The 20,279-nt window shown below is 71.9% G+C and carries 17 protein-coding genes and 1 riboswitch; of the genes, 3 read left to right on the top strand and 14 right to left on the bottom strand.

The genetic code is table 11. The features are described from left to right. Nucleotides 1-49: 49 nt before the first annotated feature. Nucleotides 50-844, bottom strand: coding sequence for a metallophosphoesterase (locus ACFV7Q_RS09415; protein WP_385425790.1), 795 nt, complete (start codon nt 842-844; stop codon nt 50-52). A gap of 229 nt (nt 845-1,073) precedes the next feature. On the opposite strand from ACFV7Q_RS09415, the gene ACFV7Q_RS09410 reads away from it, so the two are divergent. Further along, nucleotides 1,074-2,870, top strand: coding sequence for an AMP-dependent synthetase/ligase (locus ACFV7Q_RS09410; RefSeq protein ID WP_385425787.1), 1,797 nt, complete (start codon nt 1,074-1,076; stop codon nt 2,868-2,870). A 52-nt stretch (nt 2,871-2,922) separates the two neighbouring features. Here the strand turns inward: ACFV7Q_RS09410 and ACFV7Q_RS09405 are convergent, their stop codons facing one another. From ACFV7Q_RS09405 to ACFV7Q_RS09375, 7 genes are all read right to left on the bottom strand, one after another. Further along, nucleotides 2,923-4,539, bottom strand: coding sequence for a GMC oxidoreductase (locus tag ACFV7Q_RS09405; protein WP_385425784.1), 1,617 nt, complete (start codon nt 4,537-4,539; stop codon nt 2,923-2,925). A gap of 268 nt (nt 4,540-4,807) precedes the next feature. Then, nucleotides 4,808-5,950, bottom strand: a complete 1,143-nt coding sequence (locus tag ACFV7Q_RS09400; RefSeq protein WP_385425781.1) for a glycosyltransferase family 4 protein — start codon at nt 5,948-5,950, stop codon at nt 4,808-4,810. Between the two features lie 65 nt (nt 5,951-6,015). Continuing rightward, nucleotides 6,016-7,221, bottom strand: a complete 1,206-nt coding sequence (locus ACFV7Q_RS09395; RefSeq protein ID WP_385425778.1) for a hypothetical protein — start codon at nt 7,219-7,221, stop codon at nt 6,016-6,018. Nucleotides 7,222-7,246: 25 nt separating this feature from the next. After that, entirely contained in the window at nt 7,247-8,299 is a 1,053-nt protein-coding gene (locus tag ACFV7Q_RS09390) for an NlpC/P60 family protein (RefSeq protein WP_385425775.1), read from the bottom strand. A gap of 212 nt (nt 8,300-8,511) precedes the next feature. Then, nucleotides 8,512-9,537 carry an NlpC/P60 family protein gene (locus ACFV7Q_RS09385; protein ID WP_385425773.1) on the bottom strand — a complete coding sequence of 342 codons (1,026 nt, stop codon included), beginning with the start codon at nt 9,535-9,537 and terminating at the stop codon, nt 8,512-8,514. A gap of 266 nt (nt 9,538-9,803) precedes the next feature. Next, nucleotides 9,804-11,168 (bottom strand): NYN domain-containing protein, encoded by a 1,365-nt coding sequence (locus ACFV7Q_RS09380; RefSeq protein ID WP_385425870.1) that lies wholly within the window; start codon nt 11,166-11,168, stop codon nt 9,804-9,806. A 42-nt stretch (nt 11,169-11,210) separates the two neighbouring features. Further along, entirely contained in the window at nt 11,211-11,450 is a 240-nt protein-coding gene (locus ACFV7Q_RS09375; RefSeq protein WP_385425770.1) for a hypothetical protein, read from the bottom strand. A 127-nt stretch (nt 11,451-11,577) separates the two neighbouring features. On the opposite strand from ACFV7Q_RS09375, the gene ACFV7Q_RS09370 reads away from it, so the two are divergent. Further along, the gene (locus ACFV7Q_RS09370) at nt 11,578-12,300 is read left to right on the top strand and encodes a rhomboid family intramembrane serine protease (protein WP_385425767.1); all 723 of its coding nucleotides are present in this window, start codon (nt 11,578-11,580) and stop codon (nt 12,298-12,300) included. After that, nucleotides 12,297-12,578, top strand: a complete 282-nt coding sequence (locus ACFV7Q_RS09365) for an Lrp/AsnC family transcriptional regulator (protein ID WP_385425765.1) — start codon at nt 12,297-12,299, stop codon at nt 12,576-12,578. Before ACFV7Q_RS09370 ends, ACFV7Q_RS09365 begins: the two co-directional genes overlap by 4 nt. A 303-nt stretch (nt 12,579-12,881) precedes the next feature. On the opposite strand, the gene ACFV7Q_RS09360 is transcribed toward ACFV7Q_RS09365, so the two are convergent. The 6 genes from ACFV7Q_RS09360 to ACFV7Q_RS09335 form a co-directional block, all read right to left on the bottom strand. Continuing rightward, nucleotides 12,882-14,357, bottom strand: a complete 1,476-nt coding sequence (locus ACFV7Q_RS09360) for an aminotransferase class V-fold PLP-dependent enzyme (protein ID WP_385425762.1) — start codon at nt 14,355-14,357, stop codon at nt 12,882-12,884. Nucleotides 14,358-14,600: 243 nt separating this feature from the next. After that, nucleotides 14,601-14,717: riboswitch (SAM riboswitch) on the bottom strand. Between the two features lie 92 nt (nt 14,718-14,809). After that, nucleotides 14,810-15,874 (bottom strand): anthranilate phosphoribosyltransferase, encoded by a 1,065-nt coding sequence (gene trpD / locus ACFV7Q_RS09355; protein WP_385425759.1) that lies wholly within the window; start codon nt 15,872-15,874, stop codon nt 14,810-14,812. Between the two features lie 147 nt (nt 15,875-16,021). Next, nucleotides 16,022-17,647 (bottom strand): cytochrome bc complex cytochrome b subunit, encoded by a 1,626-nt coding sequence (locus ACFV7Q_RS09350; RefSeq protein WP_385425756.1) that lies wholly within the window; start codon nt 17,645-17,647, stop codon nt 16,022-16,024. Further along, nucleotides 17,644-18,702: a Rieske 2Fe-2S domain-containing protein gene (locus tag ACFV7Q_RS09345; RefSeq protein WP_385425753.1), complete on the bottom strand. Its 1,059-nt coding sequence runs from the start codon at nt 18,700-18,702 to the stop codon at nt 17,644-17,646. The genes ACFV7Q_RS09350 and ACFV7Q_RS09345 overlap by 4 nt, the downstream gene beginning before the upstream one ends. Next, nucleotides 18,699-19,508, bottom strand: a complete 810-nt coding sequence (locus ACFV7Q_RS09340) for a c-type cytochrome (RefSeq protein WP_385425750.1) — start codon at nt 19,506-19,508, stop codon at nt 18,699-18,701. The genes ACFV7Q_RS09345 and ACFV7Q_RS09340 overlap by 4 nt, the downstream gene beginning before the upstream one ends. Nucleotides 19,509-19,586: 78 nt before the next feature. Further along, a complete protein-coding gene (locus ACFV7Q_RS09335) occupies nt 19,587-20,207 on the bottom strand; it encodes a heme-copper oxidase subunit III (protein ID WP_385425747.1) in 621 nt (206 codons plus the stop codon). Nucleotides 20,208-20,279 lie beyond the last annotated feature (72 nt).

Below are 20,279 nucleotides of genomic sequence, written 5' to 3'. Positions count from 1 at the left end.
ATGTGTGCGGCCTACGGCCGCCGCGTGCAGGCTACCGTGCGTGCGGAGGTCACCACTCCATGGCCCAGGGCCTTCCGGTGGCGGCGAAGTGCCCGACGTTCACGCACTCCGTGCCGCCGATCCGCATGCGCCGGGCGAGCGGCTGGTGCACGTGCCCGAAGAGGGCGTACCGGGGCCGGGTCCGGCGGATCGCTGCGAGCAGGGCCTCGCTGCCCCGCTCGAAGCGGCGGGCAACGGTGTCGTAGCAGAGCTCGGGGACCTCCGGCGGGATGTGCGAGCACAGCACGTCCACCTCGCCGAGGGCCTCGACCTTGGCGGCGTACTCCTCCTCGTCGACCTCGTACGGGGTGCGCATCGGGGAGGGCAGACCGCCGCCGACGAAGCCGAAGACGCGGCCGCTGATCTCCACGCGCTGGCCGTCTAGGACGGTGGTGCCGGGGCCGGCGTACTCCTGCCACAGACCGGGCATGTCGACGTTGCCGTAGGTGGCGTACGTGGGCTGCGGGAAAGCGGCGAACATCTCGGCGTACTGGCGGCGGACCGCCTCCTCGATCAACCGTTCCCGGTCCAGGCCCTGCCAGAGCCGGCGGCCGAAGGCGCGGGCCTCCTCGAAGCGGCGGGCGTTGCGCAGCTCGACGATCCGGTCGGTGTTCTCGACGCCGAAGAGGTCGGGGAAGATGCCGCGGGAGTGGTCGGCGTAGTCGAGGAAGAGGACGAGGTCACCGAGGCAGATCAGCGCGTCGGCACCCTCGCCGGCGCGTGCGAGCGCCTCGGTGTTGCCGTGGACGTCGCTGACGACGTGGACGCGCGTGCCGCTTTTCCTGCCACCTGTGCTGCCACCCATGGGGCCACCCTAGGGGGGTCGGAGGGGTGCGGGTAGAGCGGGTGTCACCAGGGGCCCTACCTGCGGTTACTTCCGAGTCGTTGACTTGGTCGACTAATGTCGGCAGGGCAGTGCCGCGTCATGTGACGCACGGAACATCTGGCCGGTTCCCTCTATCGGGAACCCACTACCGGTGGGTAACGTCCGGTCGGTCCACACGGTGGCGATGGCGCCCAGAGGAGCAGTTGTCTTGCGCGAGTTCAGCCTTCCGGCCCTGTACGAGGTCCCGTCGGACGGGAACCTGACGGATCTCATCCGCCGCAACGCCGCGCAGCATCCGGACACCGCCGTCATGGGGCGCAAGGCCGGCGACCGGTGGGAGGACGTCACGGCGAGGGAGTTCCTGGCCGAAGTCCGCGCCACCGCCAAGGGCCTGATCGCGGCCGGCGTCCAGCCCGGGGACCGGGTCGGCCTGATCTCCCGCACCCGCTACGAGTGGGTGCTGTTCGACTTCGCGATCTGGTCCGCCGGCGGCGTCACCGTCCCGGTGTACGAGACCAGCTCGCCGGAGCAGATCCAGTGGATCCTCGGCGATTCCGGTGCCGTCGCGGTGATCGTGGAGGGCCCCGGCCACAGCGCGGCCGTGGCCGGCTTGCGCGACGGGCTGCCGGAGCTGCGCGAGGTCTGGGAGATCGAGCAGGGCGCCGCGGAGACGCTGAAGGCGGCCGGCGCCGGGATCTCCGACGCCGAGGTCGACGAGCGCAGCTCGCTGGCGAACGCCGACGACCCGGCCACCATCGTGTACACGTCGGGCACCACCGGCCGTCCCAAGGGCTGCGTGCTGACCCACCGCAACTTCTTCGCCGAGTGCGGCAACGTGGTGGAGCGGCTGAGCCCGCTGTTCCGCACGGGCGAGTGCTCGGTGCTGCTGTTCCTGCCGGCCGCGCACGTCTTCGGCCGGCTGGTGGAGGTGGCGGCCGTGCTGGCGCCGATCCGCCTGGGCTGCGTACCGGACATCAAGAACCTGACCGACGAGCTCCAGTCCTTCCGGCCGACGCTGATCCTGGGCGTGCCGCGGGTCTTCGAGAAGGTCTACAACTCGGCGCGCGCCAAGGCGCAGGCCGACGGCAAGGGGAAGATCTTCGATGCGGCGGCCGAGACGGCCATCGCGTACAGCCGGGCGCTGGACACCCCGGCCGGGCCGTCCTTCGGCCTGCGGCTGAAGCACAAGCTGTTCTCGAAGCTGGTCTACCGCAAGCTGCACGCGGTCCTCGGCGGGCGCGGCGAGTACGCGATCTCCGGCGGCGCCCCGCTGGGCGAGCGCCTCGGCCACTTCTTCCGCGGCATCGGCTTCACCGTGCTGGAGGGCTACGGTCTGACGGAGTCCTGTGCGGCGACGGCGTTCAACCCGTGGGACCGGCCGAAGATCGGATCGGTCGGCCAGCCGCTGCCCGGCTCGGTGGTGCGGATCGCCGACGACGGTGAGGTGCTCCTGCACGGCGAGCAGGTCTTCCAGGGCTACTGGCAGAACGAGGCGGCGACCGCCGAGGCGCTCACCGACGGCTGGTTCCACACGGGCGACGTCGGCACCCTCGACGAGGACGGCTACCTCACGATCACCGGGCGGAAGAAGGAGCTCATCGTCACGGCCGGCGGCAAGAACGTCGCCCCCGCGGTGATCGAGGACCGGATCCGGGCGCACGCGCTGGTCGCGGAGTGCATGGTGGTCGGTGACGCGCGGCCCTTCGTGGCGGCGCTGGTCACCATCGACGAGGAGTTCCTCGGCCGTTGGGCCGCGGAGAACGGCAAGCCGGCCGGCTCGACGGCGGCGGACCTGCGGGAGGACGCGGACCTCATCGCCGCCGTCCAGAAGGCCGTGGACGACGGCAATGCGGCGGTCTCCAAGGCGGAATCGGTGCGGAAGTTCCGCATCCTGCCCTCCCAGTTCACGGAGGAGTCGGGCCACATCACGCCGTCGCTGAAGCTGAAGCGCAACGTGGTGGCGAAGGACTTCGCCCACGAGATCGAGGCGCTCTACACCTCCTGAGCCCTCGGCCCGGCCCCTCGGCCCGGGTCCCCGCCGGTCCGCCCGCTGCGCGTCAGCGCGGGTCCTCGGCGAGGATCCGGGCCATGTTGCGTTCCGCGAGGGCGGTGATGGTGACGAACGGGTTCACGCCGAGCGATCCCGGGACCAGCGAGCCGTCGACGACGTACAGCCCCCGGTACCCCTTGGCGCGGCCGTGGTCGTCGGTCGCCTCGCCGAGGACGCAGCCGCCGAGCGGGTGGTAGGTGAAGGTGTCGGCGAAGGGCTTGTTCCCGCCGAACAGGTCGTACCGGTAGATGGTGACGTTGGCCCGGTTGATCCGGTCGAAGAGGCTCTTCGCGGCGGCCACGGCCGGCGCGTTCTGCTCGCGCCGCCAGTGCAGCCGCGCCGAGTCGGTGGCCGGGTCGTACGTGAAGTGGCCCCGCTCGGGGTTCTTCGTGATGGCCAGGTACATCGAGACCCAGTGCTCGATGCCCATCGGCAGCGGCGCGATTTCGGCGAAGACCGGGTTCGCCGCGTTGTCCCAGTCGTCGATGCCAAGGGCGGGCATGGTGGCCTGGCGGGCGCCGACGGTGTCCCACAGGTGGTTGGCGCGGGCGGTCATGACGTTGCCGTTGGGGCCCCAGCCGTGGCCGACCCGCTCGCTCAGCGCGGGCAGGGTGCCGCGCTCCCGGGCGCGCAGCAGCATCTCGGTGGTGCCGAGGCTCCCGGCGCCGAGGAAGAGCTGCCGGCAGCCGAGTTCGCGGACCTGCGTCACCCGCCCGGTCAGGTCGCTGCCGTGCACGGTGAGCACGTAGGTGCCGTCCGGCTCCTGCCGTACGCCGACGACGCGCTGCAGGGTCTCGATGGTGACGTTCCCGGTGCCGAGGGCGGCCGCCAGGTAGGTCTTGTCGATGCTCTTCTTGCCGTGGTTGTTGCCGTAGATGACCTCGCCGGCGAGGGCGGAGCGGGGCACGGTGCCGGCCGCCTCGCGCTGCATGTACCCGAAGTCGTACACGTTGGGCACGAAGACGGTGCGCAGGCCGGTGCGGTGGGCGTGCTTGCGGGAGATCCGGGCGAAGCGGTACCAGTCGGTGGATTCGAACCAGGCCGGGTCGACGTCGTTGACGCCGAGCAGGGCGCGGGCCCGTGGGAAGTAGGTGCCGTACATCTCGTCGGCGTCGACGCGGGGCAGCACCTGCTGGAAGTACGAGCGGCGCGGGGTCGGCGCCATGCCGCCGTTGACGAGGGAGCCGCCGCCGACGCCGCGCCCCACGTAGACGGACATGTCGCCGTGGTGCACGCGGTCGAGGACGCCGGGGTAGGGGCTGATGTCCCGGTTGACGACGTCGAGCCAGAGGAAGGTGGCGAGCGGGGCCTCGGTGCGGGTGCGGAACCACATGGAGCGGTGGTCGGGGGCGGAGGTCGAGGGGAAGACCTTGCCGTCCGGGCCGGGGGTGTTCCACAGCCGGCCCATTTCGAGGACGACGGTACGGATGCCGGCCTGCCCGAGGCGGAGGGCGGCCACGGCCGCGCCGTAGCCCGAGCCGACGACGATGGCGGGGGCGTACGGGACGGCGGGGGGTTCGGCCGCGGCGGCGGAGCCGAGGCCGATCCGGGTGAAGCCGAGGGCTGCGGCGGTCTGGAGTGCGCCGATGCCGAGGAAGTGACGGCGCGTCAGGTGGGGGTCCATGGCCGCATGATGGGCGGAATCGGGCCTTCCGCCCATACCCCCCGCAGCCACGGTCAACCGTGACAGTGACCTCTGGCTACGCCGCGCCCGGCGGCTGCTACCGCGGCCCGTTCCGCTGCGCGGAGCCGCTCCCCACCCCGCCCCTTCCCGAACCGGGGCGGCCCCGGACCCCGACCTGCGCCTCGGCTGTGGTTTCTCGCGCAGTTCCGGTCGGCCCGCGGGCGCAGCGGGAACGCGCAGTAGGACGGACGGCGGCTGGAGGCGTCGGCTAGAGGAGGGCGCGGAGGCGGTCGGCCAGGAGGTCCCAGCGCCACTTCTCCTCGACCCAGGCGCGCCCCCGCTCGCCCATGCGGCGGCGCAGCTCCGGATCCTGGAGCAGGGCGACGATGCGGTCCGCCGCGTCCCCGGGGTCGCCACCCCGGACGACCCACCCCGTTTCCCCGTCCAGCACCGCGTCCGGCGCCCCGCCGGAGTCCCCGGCAACCACCGGCAGACCGGTCGCCGAAGCCTCCAGGTAGACGATGCCGAGGCCTTCCACGTCCAACCCGCCCCGCCGGGTCCGGCACGGCATGGCGAAGACGTCGCCGGCGCCGTAGTGGGCCGGGAGTTCGGACCACGGGACCGCGCCCGTGAACACCACCGAATCCGCGACCCCCGTACCACCGGCGAGCCGCCGCAGGTCGTCCTCGTACGGCCCGCCGCCGACGATCAGCAGCACCGCGTCCGGTACCGCCGCCAGAATCCGCGGCATCGCCTCGATCAGCGTGTCCTGCCCCTTGCGCGGCACGAGCCGCGAGACGCACACCACGACCGGCCGGTCCGAGAGCCCCAGCCGGGCGCGGATCTCGTCGCCGCCCGACCCCGGGTGGAAGGTCTTCTCGTCCACGCCCGGCGGCAGCTGCACCATCCGGTCCGCCGCCGGGCCGGTCAGCGCCGAGGCGATGCGGGAGCGGGTGTACTCCCCCAGGTAGGTCAGGGTGTCCGTGCCCTCGCCGATCCGGCGCAGCAGCTGCCGCGCCGCCGGGAGCTGGGCCCAGCCGGCTTCGTGCCCGTGCGTGGTCGCCACGATCCGTCGGGCCCCGGCCCGGCGCAGCGCCGGTCCCATCAGGCCGAGCGGGGCGGCGGCTCCGAACCACACCGATTCGCAGCCGTGTTCGCGCAGCAGCCCCACGGCCCGGCGGGTGACCCGCGGCGTCGGCAGGAGCATCGTCGTACGGTCGCGCACGACCTGGAACGGCTGCTCGGCGTCGAAGGCGGCGGTGGCCTCGCGGCCCTCCGCACCGTGCTTCCAGGTGGAGGCGTAGACGACGATCCGGTCGGGGTCCAGGCGCAGTGCCATGTTGTGCAGGAAGGCCTGGATGCCGCCGGGTCGCGGCGGGAAGTCGTTGGTCACGATCAGCGTCTTGTGCATCGCCTGCCGACAGTACCGGACCGTCCCGCCGGCCCCGCCGCTGCCGTCGGGAACGGGCCGCCCCGCTACTGCGCCGGTGCGGCCACGTCGCCGAGCTCGGCCTGCAGGGAGTCCCGCCAGGCCGCGGTCAGGGCGGTCTCGTCCGTCCCGAGGACCTCCCGCAGGGCGTGCGGGAGCGGTGCGCGGCCCGTGCGGGCGTACAGGTCGACGAGGGCGGCGTCGCCCCACCTCCGCGCGACGAGCCGGCAGGCCAGCCAGGCGCCCTCGTACCCGCGGGCCAGCGCCTCCGGGTCGCCGCCGAAGGCGAAGTCCTCGTTGCGCGGCAGCCGGGCGGGCGGTTCCCCGCGCCGCACCGCCCGGCCGAGCGCCGGCGCGGCCCGCCCGGGGGCGGGGTCGGTGCCGCGGTACGCCGCCCAGTCCGCGAAGCCCTCCGACAGCCACAGCGGGGTGGTGGTCGAGGTCGCCGAGCGGGTGGCCACATGGGTGGCTTCGTGGGTCAGGACGACGGCGCGGCCCTCCGCGGTGAGTTCGGCGTACCCCTCAGGGTTGACGACGATCCGGTCGGCGGGGGCGGGGCCGCCCCCGACACGGCCGGTGGTCACCGCGGCCATGCCCCGGTACTCGGCGGCCCGCCGCCCCAGCAGCGCCGCCATCGCGTCCACCGAGCCGGGTACCAGCACCACGATCCGTCCGGCCCACGGCTGCGGCCAGGCGGCGTTCACCGCGGGCACCGCCCGGTCGGCCTCGGCCGCGACGGCGGACAGGGCTCCGGTTCCCCCTCCGGGGCCGGTGCCGAGCACGAGGCTGTGCGCTCCCCGGACCACCGCCACCGGGCCCTGGTCCCACAGCTGCGGCGGCGCTCCGGGGGCGGGCGCGTCGCCGGTGACCCGCCACCGCCCGCCGGTCAGGCTGAGCCGCACCTCGCGGGCGGAGCCGGCGGCGGCGGTGTCGTAGCCGGCGAGGCGGTAGCGCAGCTCAGCGGCGGCGGTGGCCCGGGCTCCGTCCCGCCGAACGCCGGTGACCTCGTACGCCCAGCCCTCCAGCGGGATGCCGGCGAGCTCCGCGGGCGGCTGCCGCGCCCAGGCGGTGACGGCGGCGCGGACGTCCCGGTCGGCGGTGTCGGGCGGCACGGGCGCGGCCGCGGTGCAACCGGAGAGCAGCCCGCACACCAGCGCGCACAGCAGCAGGCACACCGCCAGCGGCTGCAGGGGCAGCAGCACCGGCAGGGGCACCGGCAGCGGCAGCGGGGCGGCTCGGCGGAGCGGGGGCATCCGCCGATCCTAGCCAGGGCTGCGCTCAGGGGCGGGTGACCGAGGACACCGGCATCATGCCGACGGGGTCGTAGCGCACCCTGGCCCCGGGGTACGGGGCGTGCACCACCTGGCCGTTGCCGACGTACATGCCGACGTGGCTGGCGTCGGAGCGGTAGGTGACCAGGTCTCCCGGCCGGGCCTGGGACAGCGGGACCTGGCGGCCCGCGTACCGCTGGGCCTGGGAGGTGCGCGGCAGGGAGACGCCCGCCTGCCGGTACGACCACACCATCAGCCCGGAGCAGTCGAAGCCGGAGGGGCCCGTGGCGCCCCAGATGTACGGCCGGCCCACCGCGGAGCGGGCGGCCCGCACGGCCGCCGCGGCGCGGACCGAGGAGGGGCCGGACGAGCCGGCGGCGGACGGGTCGGGCAGTGCGCCGTCGCGGCCGGCGGAGCGGGAGGCCCGCTCGAAGTCGGCGCGTTCCTCGGCGGGCATCTCGTTCAGCAGCCGCCGGGCCGCGGCGAGCTTCGCCGTCACCACGCGCTTCTGCCGGGCCACGTCGGCCCGTACGGCGTCGAGTTCGGAGAGCTTCTGCGCGGCCTCGCTGCGCTGTTGGCCCAGCCGCCGCTGTTCCTTGCGCAGTTCGTCGAGCTGCCGGGCCTGGTGGTCGGTGAGCCGGCCGAGGGTGGCGGCCCTGTCGAGGTATTCGTCCGGGTCCTCGGACAGCATCAGGGCGACGGACGGGTCGATGCCGCCGGAGCGGTACTGGGCTCCGGCGAAGGCACCGAGGAGGCCGCGCATGGTGTTGATGCGGTCCTGGCCGCGGGCCAGCCGGTCCCGGGCGCGGTCGACCTCGGCGCGGAGCCGGTCGGCCCGCTCCCCGGCCTCGTTGAAGCGCTCGGTGGCCCGCTCGGCCTCTTCGAAGAGCCGGTCGACCTGGGCCCGGATGCTCGCCGAGGGCTCGTTCGGCAGGGCGGGTGCGGCGATGGCGGGCACCGCGGTGATCGCGGCTGCGGTGGCCGCCGCGGCGGCGGTCAGGACGCCGACCTTGGTGTTCCGGTCGAGGTTGCCGGGTCCGGACCGACGGTGGGACGCCATGCGGAACCGCTCCCTTACGCTGCGCGGGACCGGGTCCGTCCCCCGTGGACGGCCGTGTGCCGGGCTTCCGCGCTGGCAGACAGTAGCCGCGCGGCTACGGGCCGGCCAACGACCGCCGCGGGTCGCGCCTGCGGGTGCCCCGCCTCTGACGCAGGTCATCGGCGGGGCGCGAGGTCAGGGCGGGGCCGTGCAATTCGCCCGGATGGGCGGTGTCAGACGCGGACGCCGAACTGGAACGGCATGTTGTTGATCGACTCGTACTTGATGCCGCCGCGGGGGTTCGAGGCGTGCAGCACCGTCCCGTTGCCCGCGTACAGGCCGACGTGGTGCAGGTCCGAGTAGAAGAACACCAGGTCGCCGGGCTGGAGCTGGCTGCGGCCGATCCGGGTGCCGTCGTTGACCTGGGTGTAGGTGGTGCGCGAGATGCTGACGCCCGCCTGCTTGTACGCCCACTGCGTCAGGCCGGAGCAGTCGAAGGCGCTGGGGCCGGTGGCGCCGGAGACGTACGCGTAGCCCAGCTTGGTCTTGGCGGCCGCCAGGGCGGCGCCGGCCCGGCCGGACGCGTTCACGCTGCCGAGGTCGGCGCGGTCGGCCTCGCCCCGGCTGGCGCGACTGTCCTCGTCCTTGAGCTGCTGGCGCTCCTGCGCGGTCAGGGTGTTGAGGAGGGACTGGGCCTCGGCGAGCTTGGCCTGCGAGGCCTTCTTCTTCTCGCCGAGCTCCTTGCGGGTGGCGTCGAGGTCGGCGAGCTTGCCGGCGGCTTCCTGGCGCTGCTGCGCGAGGCTGCGCTGCTTCGCCTGGATCTTCTGGACGGCCTCGACCTGCTTGCCCGTCAGCTGCTGCAGGGCGGACGCCTTGTCGAGGTAGGACTCGGGGTCGTCGGAGAGGAAGAGGGCGACGGACTGGTCCATGCCGCCGGTGCGGTACTGGGCGCTGGCCATCGAACCGAGCGTGGAGCGCAGCTGGTTGAGCTCCTCCTGGCCGCGGGCGACCTGGTCCTGGAGCCGGTCTATCTCCTTCTCCAGCTTGTCCTGGCGCTCTTTGGCCAGGTTGGACTTCTCGGTGGCCTGCTCCGCCTCCTCGTAGAGGGCGTCGACCTTGGCCTTGACCTCGTCCTTGCCCGGCTGGTTCGGTGCGGCGGAGGCGCTGTGGGCGGAGAGGGCGACGGCGGCGGCGGCCGTGGCGGTGAGCACGGTCACCCGTGCACGGCCCGGCTGCTTGGGTCGACGGTGGGACGCCACGAGCCGGGCTCCTTTACTCGCACCGCCGGAAGAGGGGGCGCGTGAGGAGCGCACGGGCCGGCGACACCTCCGCCGACACCCCGAATGAGTGATCTACCGCACGAAGGTTTGAGCAGACCCTAGTGACCCCGTGTGATCACTTCAAACCCCCTCGGCAAAAAACCCGGCCCCCGACCAGGTTCTTTACCTTCAGCGCACGCTCCGTACGGATGAGTTGACGGTACGTTCTCCGGCGGGCCGGCGAAATCCGGCATTCCACCGAGGAGTTAGGAAACGCGCGAAAGCCGCTTCAGGAGCAAAGCGGACGTCACGGGCCGGGCTCCGGCCTTCGCCACCCCGTCGGCCACCTCGCGGTCCGTCGAGACGACGACCACCGGCCGGCCCGGGGGCTCCGCGCGCACCAGCTGGCGGATCAGCTCGTCCGCCGTGACGCCCGGCTTGGAGAAGAGCACCCGGACCCCGCGCGGCGGTGCGAGCAGCACCGGCGCGGCCAGCTCCGCCCCGTCGAACACGCAGGTCATCTCCGCGCCGGTCTGGGCGGCCAGCATCGACAGCCCGCCCAGCAGCCGCAGGCGCTGCTTCTCCAGCGGCATCGTCGGATAGCCGGTCTTGGTGACGTTGTAGCCGTCGACGACCAGGTGCACCTGAGGCAGCGCCAGCAACTGGTCCAGCAGCGCCGGGTCGGTCTCCGACAGCGCCCGCGCCGCGATGTCCTTCGGACTCATCCGGCCCGGCTCCACCGCGTCCACCGTCTCGGCGGGCCGCGTCGACAGCGGCGGCAGCGCCAGCTCCCGGCGTAGCCCCTGGGCCGCGTCCAGCACCGTGTCCAGCAGCAACCGCAGCCGCATGTCCTCGACGCTGCGGCCCTCGCGGGCGGCCCGGCGGGACGTCTCCAGCGCCGCCTCGGCCTCCGCCAGCCGGGACTTGAGCCGGCGCGTCTCGCTCTCGGCGGCCGCCACCTGCCCGGCCGCCTCGGCCCGGATCCCCTCGATCTCGGCAGTGAGCTTGCGCAGGGCCGCTTCACCCCGCTTGACGTCGCTCAGGGCGCTGCGCAGCTTGCGCTGAAGCGATTCGGCTTCCCTGCGGGCCGCCTCCAGCTCACCGCGCACCTGCTCGCCGCCGTGCCGCTGGAGGTCCCGTACGTGGGCCAGCTCCTCGCGGAGCCGGTCCACTTCGCGCCGGGCCTCCTCGTCCGCCCGCTCGGCGTCGACGCGCTGCGCCTCCTCGCCCGCGGCGGCCACCAGCTTCACCCAACCCACGGGTCGCAGGACGTACGCCGCGGCCGCCACGTCCAACGGATCGGCGGCCGCGGGCGGGGCGCCGGAATCCAGCGCCCCGGCCAGCTCCGCCTGTGCCTCGCGCACCTTCTCGGCGACGCGGCCGCGGAAGACGGCGTCCGTCTCCACGGCCGCGGCCATGGCGTTGCCCGCGAACTTGGCGCGCCGGCTCGGGGTGAACCGGGCGTACTGGCGCAGCTGTCCCGGTAGGTCCGCGACCGTCAGTCCGCCGAAGGCCTCCGAGACGAGCGCGACGACCCGGCGCCGCACGCCCTCCGGCAGCGGGCGGTCGAGCACCTCGGCGGCGTCGCCGGCCGCATCGGCCGGGTCAGCGCCGCTTCCTGGCTCCACAATCCGTCACCCCTACCGTGCTCCTCTCGGTGGGGCGCGGCTCCGTCAGGAGTCCGCGCCCGGCCTGTTCACGAGTTCGATCTGGTCCACCGCGTTGCACCAGCGGCAGCGGACCGACTCGATGGTCTCACTGACCACCTCGCGCTCCTCGACCTTGGGCTCCCCGGCAAGATCCAGGTGGACGTACTCCACGACCTTCGACGATCGAGTGACGTCGAAACGCGTGAGGTTGCCGCACAGCGTGCAACGCCACCGGGTGCTGTCGGTCGGCAGGGGAACCGTCATCAGGCCGCACTCTCCTTCGTAGCTCTTTCAATTAAAGCCGCCGTCTGCAGGAATCGGCGGACCGCAGCACGTAACCCTACGGCCTGCCGGGGCGTGGGAAGGGGCCGGTCGGGTCATGCTCAATCGCATGATCGTAAAGTGGCCGGCCGTGCGCGAGGCCGCCCGGGGCCCGGTGGTCACCCACACGTTGATCGCCGCGTGCTGCGTGGTGTTCCTACTCGGTCCCGCCTCGGGCCTGAACCCCTCCTACGGGACCGGCGAGCAGCTGATGGAGACGGGGACCGCGTACTTCCGGCGCTGGGGCGTGGTCCCGGACGAGCTCTTCGGCGGGTCCGTGCGGGCGCTGCTGACGCCGCTGACCGCCCTGTTCGTCCACGGCAGCTGGCTGCACCTCCTGGGCAACCTGCTCTTCCTCCACGTCTTCGGCGCGATGACGGAGGAGCGGATGGGCCGCACGGCCTTCCTCTGCTTCTACGTGTGCACGGGCTACCTCGCGCTCGCGGCGTACGCGGCGGCCAACGCCTCCTCCGGGGAGACCCTGGTCGGGGCGTCCGGTGCGATCTCGGCGGTGCTGGGCGCGTTCCTGTACCTGTTCCCGCGGGCCCGGGTGACGAGCCTGTTCCCGTTCCTGTTCTTCCTGCCGCTGCGGTTCCCCGCCCGGCTCGTGCTGCTGTTCTGGTTCGCCCTGCAGTGGGTGGCGGCGCACCGGGCGGACAGCGGACCGGGGGTGGCGTACCTGGCGCACCTGGTGGGCTTCTCCCTCGGCTTCGTCCACGCGTGGGTGCGCTACCGGCGTGCGACTAGAGTGAGGCGACCAGCGACGGCCACCGAGGGAGACAGTCAGCCATGATCACCGCGATCGTGCTCATCAAGACCAGCGTGGACCGCATCCCCGAGATCGCCGAGTCCATCGCGGCGCTGGAGAACGTCAGCGAGGTCTACTCCGTCACGGGGACGTACGACCTCATCGCCCTGGTCCGCGTGCACCGCCACGACGACCTGGCGGACATCATCCCGGGCCGCATCAGCAAGATCCCCGGCGTGGAGGCGACGGACACCCACGTGGCGTTCCGCACCTACTCCCAGCACGACCTGGAAGCGGCCTTCGCCATCGGCCTGGACGCCTGAGCGCGCCGCGGGAGCCGGGTGCCGCGACGGGCCGGCGACCGCCCGCGGCCCGGTCCTGGCCGGTCGCGCGGTTCCCGGCGCCCCTCCGGGCCGCTGCCGGACCGCCGTCGAGTTCGCCGCGGCCGCTCGGCAGCCGGGCCGACCGCCGCATCCGGCCGCCGCGCCACCGCGTCGCTGGGCCCCGGCGTCAGAGCCGGCCGGTCCTCCAGACCCGGCGGCGACCGGTCCTCCTCGCAGGTCAGGGCGGTGGGCACCGGGCGGCGTGCCGGCCATGACCGGCACGTCTGGTGACCGGCACCCCCGTCACACGGCCGGGACGCAGCGGCCCTCCTCGGTGCGGTACTGCCACTGCGCGCCCTCGCTGACGAGTTCCCCGACCGCCCGGACGAACCGCTCCACGTGCTCGTCGGGGGTCCCGGCGCCGAAGCTGACCCTGATCGCGTTGAGCGACCTCCCCCAGCCTCCGGCCGGGGGGACCCCCACCTCGCTTCGCTCCCCCGGATGCGCCTCCGGGGCCCCGCACGCGCCGGGCTCCTGGGGGGCGCTGCCGAGGAGGGTGCGCACGAGCGGGTGGGCGCAGAACAGGCCGTCGCGGACCCCGATGCCGTACTCGGCCGACAGGGCGGCGGCGAAGTGGGAGCTGTTCCAGCCCTCCACCACGAAGGAAATGACGCCGACGCGCGGGGCGTCGTCCCCGAACAGGGAGAGGATCCGCACCTGCGGGATGCCGGCCAGGCCCGCGCGGACCTGTGCGATCAGCTCCTGCTCGCGGGCGACGAGCCGGTCGAAGCCCGCCCCGGTCAGGGCACGGCAGGCGGACGCGATGGCGTAGGCGCCGATGACGTTGGGGGATCCGGCTTCGTGGCGGGCGGCCGTGGTGTGCCATTCGACGTCCACGCCACCGTCGTCGCGGCGGGCGACGGTGCGCGAGGCCCCACCGCCGGCGAGGTACGGCCGGGCCTGCTGGAGCCAGTCGGCCCGGCCGGCCAGCACGCCCGACCCGAAGGGCGCGTACAGCTTGTGCCCGGAGAAGGCCACCCAGTCCACGTCGAGGGCCTGGACGGAGACGGGGTGGTGGGGGGCCAACTGGGCGGCGTCGAGGACGATCCGCGCCCCGTGGGCGTGCGCGGCGGCGGCGAGTTCCTCCACCGGCCACAGCTCACCGGTGACGTTCGACGCCCCGGTGACGCAGACCAGCGCCGGCCCTTCCCCGGGCTCCCGGTCGGCGAGGGCCCGCTCCAGGGTGTCCACGGCCCCGTCCGGGGTGCGCGGTGCGTCGAGGTACGTGACCTGCGCGCCGTCCCAGGGGAGCAGCGAGGCGTGGTGCTCGGTCTCGAAGACGAAGACCCGGCAGTCGGCGGGGAGGGCCGCGGCGAGCAGGTTGAGGGAGTCGGTGGTGGACCGGGTGAAGATCACCTGGTCGGACGGGCGGCAGTCCAGGAACGCGGCGACCTCGGCCCGGCTCTGTTCGAAGAGGTCGGTGGAGAGCTGCGAGAGGTAGCCCGCGCCGCGGTGCACGCTGCCGTAGTAGGGGGCGTACGCGGCCACGTCGTCCCAGACGCGCTGGAGGGCGGGTGCGCTGGCCGCGTAGTCGAGGGCCGCGTAGGTGACCTCGCCGCCGGTGACGAGCGGGACGGTGACGTCCCGCCCGAGGACCGGGAGCGGCCCGGCACAGACGGCGCCGCCGGCCCCGGCCCCGGCCCCGACGGCGGCACCGGAAGGAGCGGGGGCAGAGGCAGGTGCAGAGACGACGGCGGCGGCGTTGAGGAATGCGGACATGGCGGAATCTCCCGGCGGGCAGGGCGGAACGGCTTCGGATGTCACCCGTCGGCGGGTACGGCGCTGCGGCCGTCCGGCGGACGGGGAAATGCCTCGGAGCACGGGCCGGGGCGCACGCGGCTGACCGGGTACGCAGGGGGAAAGGGCCGCGGTCCGAGGGGGGAAGGAGGGGCGGAGCCGCCCTATCGCATTCGCTTGCTCACGGAAAACGCTCCTCGAAGACCAGGACCCCTGGTGTCGAGGGATCCGCGCTTGCCGCGGACCTTGCTGTCCACAGCCTGGTCATCACCCGGGGCACCCCGCCACGGAAGGAGGGTTGCCGGACAGCAAGCCGGGGCCGAAACGCTGTCACTCGTGACCTGGTCAGTCATCCTGCCACAAGATCCCGCACGCACAAGACCCCGGTCCGCATGCCGGACCGGGGTCTTGGCCGAAAACGATCCGTCAGGTCGTCAGGCGTTGCTGGCGGCCACCCACCGCTCCAGGGCGGCCCGCGCGGCGCCGGAGTCGATGGCCTCCGCGGCGCGCTCGACGCCCGCCCGGACCTGCTCCTCCAAGGAGCCGCTGCCCGGGTCCAGGGCCACCAGGGCGGCGGCCGAGTTCAGCAGCACGGCGTCGCGCACCGGGCCGGTCTCGCCGGCCAGCAGCCGCCGGGCGACGTCCGCGTTGTACGAGGCGTCCGCGCCCCGCAGTTCGGCGACGTCCACCAGGTCGATGCCCACGTCGCGCGGGTCGAAGGCCTGCTCCTGCACGTGCCCGTCGCGCACCCACCACACCCGGGACGTCGCCGTCGTGGTCAGCTCGTCCAGGCCGTCGTCACCGCGGAACACCAGGGCGGAGGAGCCGCGGTCCGCGAGCACGCCCGCCACGATGGGCGCCACCCTGGCGTCGGCGACGCCGGTGGCCTGCGCCCGGACCCGCGCCGGGTTGGTCAACGGCCCCAGGAAGTTGAAGGTGGTCCGGATGCCCAGTTCCCGGCGGGCCGTGGCCACGTGCCGCAGTGCCGGGTGGAACTTCACCGCGAAGCAGAAGGTGATGCCGGCCTCTTCGGCCACGCGCACCACGCCTTCGGGCGTGAGGTCCAGGTTGACGCCGAGCTTCTCCAGCACGTCGGAGGCGCCGCTCGCCGAGGACGCGGCCCGGTTGCCGTGCTTGACCACCTTGGCGCCCGTGCCGGCCACCACGATGGAGGACATGGTCGAGATGTTGACGGTCTTGGCCCCGTCGCCGCCGGTGCCGACGATGTCCACCGTCCGGCCGGGCACCTCGATCAGGTTGGCGTGCGCGTACATGGTCCGCACGAGACCGTTGATCTCCTCGACCGTCTCCCCCTTGGCCCGCAGGGCGACCACGAAACCGGCGATCTGGGCGTCGGTGGCCTCACCGCGCATGATCCGGTCCAGGGCCCACGCCGTGTCCTCGGCGTGCAGGTCCCGGCCCGAGAGCAGCGCGTCCAGTACGGCCGGCCAGGACCGGGCCGCCACGCTGTCGCCGCCTGCCGGGGTCACAACGTTCATGGTCCGCTCCTGAGGGTCCACAGTCGAATGGGAAGGTCTTCAGCCTATCCAGGCCGGGCAGACGGCAAAGAGCCCCGTCCAGACCCTGGACGGGGCTCTCGCCGTGGGCGACACCGGGACTGACCGAAATCAGACCCTCATGCGGGATCAGTGGTGGCCGTGGCCGCTCTGGATCTCCTTGTACTCCTCCACCGTGGGCTTCGGAATCTGGTTGTCGGCGCTGTACATGCCCTGGCTCAGCTTGACGCGGAGCTTCTCCATCATCTTCGGCTTCCGCTCGACGCCGTTCTCGTCGACCGTCGGGCCGAGCTCCAGCGGCTTGTACTGCTCGTGCGCCGTGAGCGTGTGCAGCTTGGCCTGGTCCAGGGGCTCGTGGACCTCGATGAACTCACCGTGCGGCAGCCTCTTGATGATGCCGGTCTCGCGACCGTGCAGCACCTTGTCGTGGTCCCGGCGCTGCAGGCCGAGGCAGATGCGCTTGGTGATGATGAACGCGATCACCGGGACGGCGAAGAAGCCGATCCGCACGAACCAGGTGATGTTGTTGATCGAGAGGTGGAAGTACTGCGCGAACATGTCGTTGCCACCGCCGATGAGGAGCACGATGTACTCCGCGATCCAGGCGACACCGAAGGCCGTGCGGGTCGGGGCGTTGCGCGGGCGGTCCAGGATGTGGTGCTCGCGCTTGTCGCCGGTGACCCAGGACTCGATGAACGGCCACACCGCGATCGCGCCCAGGACCAGCGGGAAGAGCACCAGCGGGATGAACACGCCCAGGACGAGCGTGTGGCCCCACAGGTTGATCTCCCAGCCGGGCATGGCACGGATCAGGCCTTCCGGCATACCCATGTACCAGTCGGGCTGCGCACCGGTGGACACGTGGTCCGGGCGGTACGGGCCGAGCGCCCAGATCGGGTTGATCGAGGCGATCGCCGCGATGGCCGCGATGACACCGAAGACCAGGAAGAAGAAGCCTCCGGCCTTGGCCATGTAGACCGGCAGCAGCGGCATGCCGACGACGTTGTTGTTCGTCTTGCCGGGGCCCGCGAACTGGGTGTGCTTGTGGTAGAAGACCAGGATCAGGTGGGCCACCAGCAGACCCATCATGATGCCGGGCAGCAGCAGGATGTGGATCGAGTAGAACCGGGCGACGAAGTCGCTGCCGGGGAACTCGCCGCCGAAGAGGAAGAACGAGATGTACGTGCCGACGACCGGCACGGACAGGATCGCGCCCTCCATGAAGCGGACACCGGTGCCCGAGAGCAGGTCGTCCGGCAGGGAGTAACCGGTGAAGCCGGTGAACATGCCGAGGACCAGCAGCAGGAAGCCGAAGACCCAGTTGACCTCACGCGGCTTGCGGAACGCGCCGGTGAAGAAGACGCGCATCATGTGCACGATCATGCCGGCGACGAAGATCAGCGCGGCCCAGTGGTGGATCTGCCGGATGAGCAGACCACCGCGGACGTCGAAGCTGATCTCCAGCGTCGAGGCGAACGCCTCGGACATCCGGACGCCCTGCATCGGCACGTACGAGCCGTGGTACACGACCTCGTTCATGCTCGGGTGGAAGAAGAGCGTCAGGTACACACCCGTGAGGATGATGATGATGAAGCTGTAGAGGCAGATCTCACCCAGCATGAAGGACCAGTGGTCCGGGAAGATCTTGCGCATGTTCGCCTTGGCGAGGCTGTAGATGCCCAGGCGGCCGTCCGCCCAGTCAGCCACGCGCTCGCCGGCGGGCGCCTTGCGCTTCGTGTCAGTGGCGGTACTCATCCGCGCTCCCAGAATGCAGGACCGACGGGCTCCTCGAAGTCGCCGAGCGCCTCAAGGAAGCCTTCGCTGTTCACGCCGATGCGCAGCTGCGGAAGGCCGTGGCCGGCGGGTCCGAAGACGACGCGGCCGCCGTCGGAGAGGTCGAAGGTGGACTGGTGGCACGGGCAGAGCACGTGGTGCGTCTGCTGCTCGTACAGGCTGATCGGGCAGCCGACGTGGGTGCAGATCTTCGAGTAGGCGACGATGCCGTCGTGGGACCACTCGAGTTCCCGCTTGTCCTTGATGTCCTCCGGCTGGATGCGGACGATCATCAGGGCGGCCTTGGCGATCTCGTTGTTGAAGTCGTGCGCGTCCTCCTCCAGGCCCTCGGGCATGACGAAGGTGAGCGAACCGACCGGAACGTCCTCGGGACGCAGCGGCTCCATCGTGTTCTGGTTGATGAGCAGCTTGCCCTTGGCCCACAGGGTGTGGCGCAGCTTGTCCTCGGGCAGCGGGCCCAGGTCGCGCATGATCACGACGGCGGAGAGCGGCAGCATGGCCAGCGCGCCGAGCATCGTGTTGCGGATCAGCGGACGGCGGCCGATGCCCGACTCGTTCGCACCGTCGGCGAAGTCCTGCATGACCTTCGCCTTGACCTCGGGCGAGGCCGCGATCTCGTGGCGGTCGTCGGCGACCTCGACGTCGGACATCAGGGTGCGGGCCCAGTGGACCGCGCCCGCGCCGATGCAGAAGAGGGCCGCACCGAGGCTCATGCCCAGGGCGAAGTTGAGCGCGCTGATCTTCCCGAAGGGGAAGATGAACACGATCTTGTCGACCGGGATGACCACGTACGCCACGATGAACGCGACGGTGGCCAGCATCGAGACCGTGAACAGCAGCGCCACGGTGTGCTCGGAGCGCTTCGCGGCCCGCTCGTCGATGTCCTGGATGCGCGGCTTGTGGACCGGCAGGCCCGGGTCGGCGAACGGGTCGTCCGCGACCGCTACACCGGCGTGGTGCTCGTCGCCCTGCTCGCTCGGCAGGTGCTTTTCTTCGGGAATGTCTTGGCTACTCATGACTTCTTGGCCTTAGCGGTGTGGGCCGCGACCCAGACGGCGACAGCGATCAGCGCACCCAGACCGAAGATCCAGCCGAACAGGCCCTCCGAGACGGGGCCGAGGCCGCCGAGCTTCAGACCGCCGGGGTTGACCGACTTTTCGCCGTTCACGTTCTGGAGGTACGCGATGATGTCCTTCTTCTGCTTCTCCGGCATCGTGCTGTCGGGGAAGGAGGGCATGTTCTGCGGGCCGGTGAGCATGGCCTCGTAGATGTGCTTCGGCGAGACGTCCTCGAGGTTCGGGGCGTACTTGCCGTCGGTCAGCGCGCCGCCCTCGCCGGTGAAGTTGTGGCACTGCGCGCAGTTGTTGCGGAACAGCTCGCCACCCTTTGCGACGTCGGCGCCGGCCGGGTCGTACTGCTTCGCGGTGGGCGTGATCGGACCGGCGCCGAGCGACGCGATGTACGCCGCCAGCTGGTCGATCTGCGCCTGCGAGTAGATGTTGGGCTTCTTCGGCACCTGGGCGCCGGGCTGCTGGGCCGGCATACGGCCCGTGCTCACCTGGAAGTCGACGGCCGCGGAGCCGACGCCTACCAGGCTGGGGCCGTCAGTGGTTCCCTGACCGCCGGTTCCGTGGCAGCTTGCGCAACCCACGGCGTAGAGCTTCTTGCCCTCCTCGATGGCGAGGGACTGGGCGGTTTCTTCGGCCTGCGCCTTGCCCGCAGGGGCGAAGGCGGCGTACAGCCCCCCAGTGGCCGCCAGCGCGAGGAGTAGAACGACGACCGCCGCCAGCGGATGGCGTCGTCGTGCGGAGAGCTTTTTCACGGATTACCCCGGTGTCAGGATCTTCTGCGTCGGTGTTTCTGGCTGTCGGTGCCGGGCTCTGGCCCGGTGACGTGCTCGCTACTTGATCAGGTAGATCGTCGCGAAGAGGCCGATCCAGACGACATCGACGAAGTGCCAGTAGTAGGACACGACGATGGCCGACGTGGCCTGTTCGTGGGTGAACCTCTTGGCGGCGTACGTCCGGCCGAGGACCAGCAGGAAGGCGATGAGACCGCCCGTCACGTGCAGGCCGTGGAAGCCGGTGGTCAGGTAGAAGACCGAGCCGTACGGGCCGGACGAGAGCGACATGCCCTCGTGCTTGACCAGCTCGGTGTACTCGAACACCTGGCCGCCGATGAAGATCGCGCCCATGATGAACGTGATGATGAACCACGTACGGAGCTTCTTCACATCGCCGCGCTCCGCGGCGAAGACGCCGAGCTGGCAGGTGAGGGAGGAGAGCACCAGGATCGTGGTGTTGGTCGCCGAGAAGGGCAGATTCAGGGCCGAAGCCTGCTCTGACCAATACTCGGTGCCCGTCACCGATCGCAGGGTGAAGTACATCGCGAAGAGGGCCGCGAAGAACATCAGCTCGGAACTCAACCAGATGATGGTTCCGACGCTGACGAGGTTCGGTCGGTTGACCGTCGGGTGCGCGTGCCCGGTATCTACTGTCGTTGCTGTCGCCACGACCGACATTATGTCGGTCGCTTATCCGGCCCTCACGCCGGGGGGTGCCGTTCGGAGTGTCCGGACCCCGTGCAGGGCCCG

This window comes from Streptomyces sp. NPDC059851 (genome assembly GCF_042732005.1).
Taxonomy (GTDB): domain Bacteria; phylum Actinomycetota; class Actinomycetes; order Streptomycetales; family Streptomycetaceae; genus Streptomyces.
This window is presented reverse-complemented; position numbering and strand designations above follow the sequence as displayed.

Bases quoted from the DNA above. Each gene is read 5' to 3' on its own strand.
- ACFV7Q_RS09415 (WP_385425790.1), bottom strand. From the start codon at position 844: ATGGGTGGCAGCACAGGTGGCAGGAAAAGCGGCACGCGCGTCCACGTC.
- ACFV7Q_RS09405 (WP_385425784.1), bottom strand. From the start codon at position 4,539: ATGGACCCCCACCTGACGCGCCGTCACTTCCTCGGCATCGGCGCACTC.
- ACFV7Q_RS09400 (WP_385425781.1), bottom strand. From the start codon at position 5,950: ATGCACAAGACGCTGATCGTGACCAACGACTTCCCGCCGCGACCCGGC.
- ACFV7Q_RS09395 (WP_385425778.1), bottom strand. From the start codon at position 7,221: ATGCCCCCGCTCCGCCGAGCCGCCCCGCTGCCGCTGCCGGTGCCCCTG.
- ACFV7Q_RS09390 (WP_385425775.1), bottom strand. From the start codon at position 8,299: ATGGCGTCCCACCGTCGGTCCGGACCCGGCAACCTCGACCGGAACACC.
- ACFV7Q_RS09375 (WP_385425770.1), bottom strand. From the start codon at position 11,450: ATGACGGTTCCCCTGCCGACCGACAGCACCCGGTGGCGTTGCACGCTG.
- ACFV7Q_RS09370 (WP_385425767.1), top strand. From the start codon at position 11,578: ATGATCGTAAAGTGGCCGGCCGTGCGCGAGGCCGCCCGGGGCCCGGTG.
- ACFV7Q_RS09365 (WP_385425765.1), top strand. From the start codon at position 12,297: ATGATCACCGCGATCGTGCTCATCAAGACCAGCGTGGACCGCATCCCC.
- ACFV7Q_RS09360 (WP_385425762.1), bottom strand. From the start codon at position 14,357: ATGTCCGCATTCCTCAACGCCGCCGCCGTCGTCTCTGCACCTGCCTCT.
- trpD (WP_385425759.1), bottom strand. From the start codon at position 15,874: ATGAACGTTGTGACCCCGGCAGGCGGCGACAGCGTGGCGGCCCGGTCC.
- ACFV7Q_RS09350 (WP_385425756.1), bottom strand. From the start codon at position 17,647: ATGAGTACCGCCACTGACACGAAGCGCAAGGCGCCCGCCGGCGAGCGC.
- ACFV7Q_RS09345 (WP_385425753.1), bottom strand. From the start codon at position 18,702: ATGAGTAGCCAAGACATTCCCGAAGAAAAGCACCTGCCGAGCGAGCAG.
- ACFV7Q_RS09335 (WP_385425747.1), bottom strand. From the start codon at position 20,207: ATGTCGGTCGTGGCGACAGCAACGACAGTAGATACCGGGCACGCGCAC.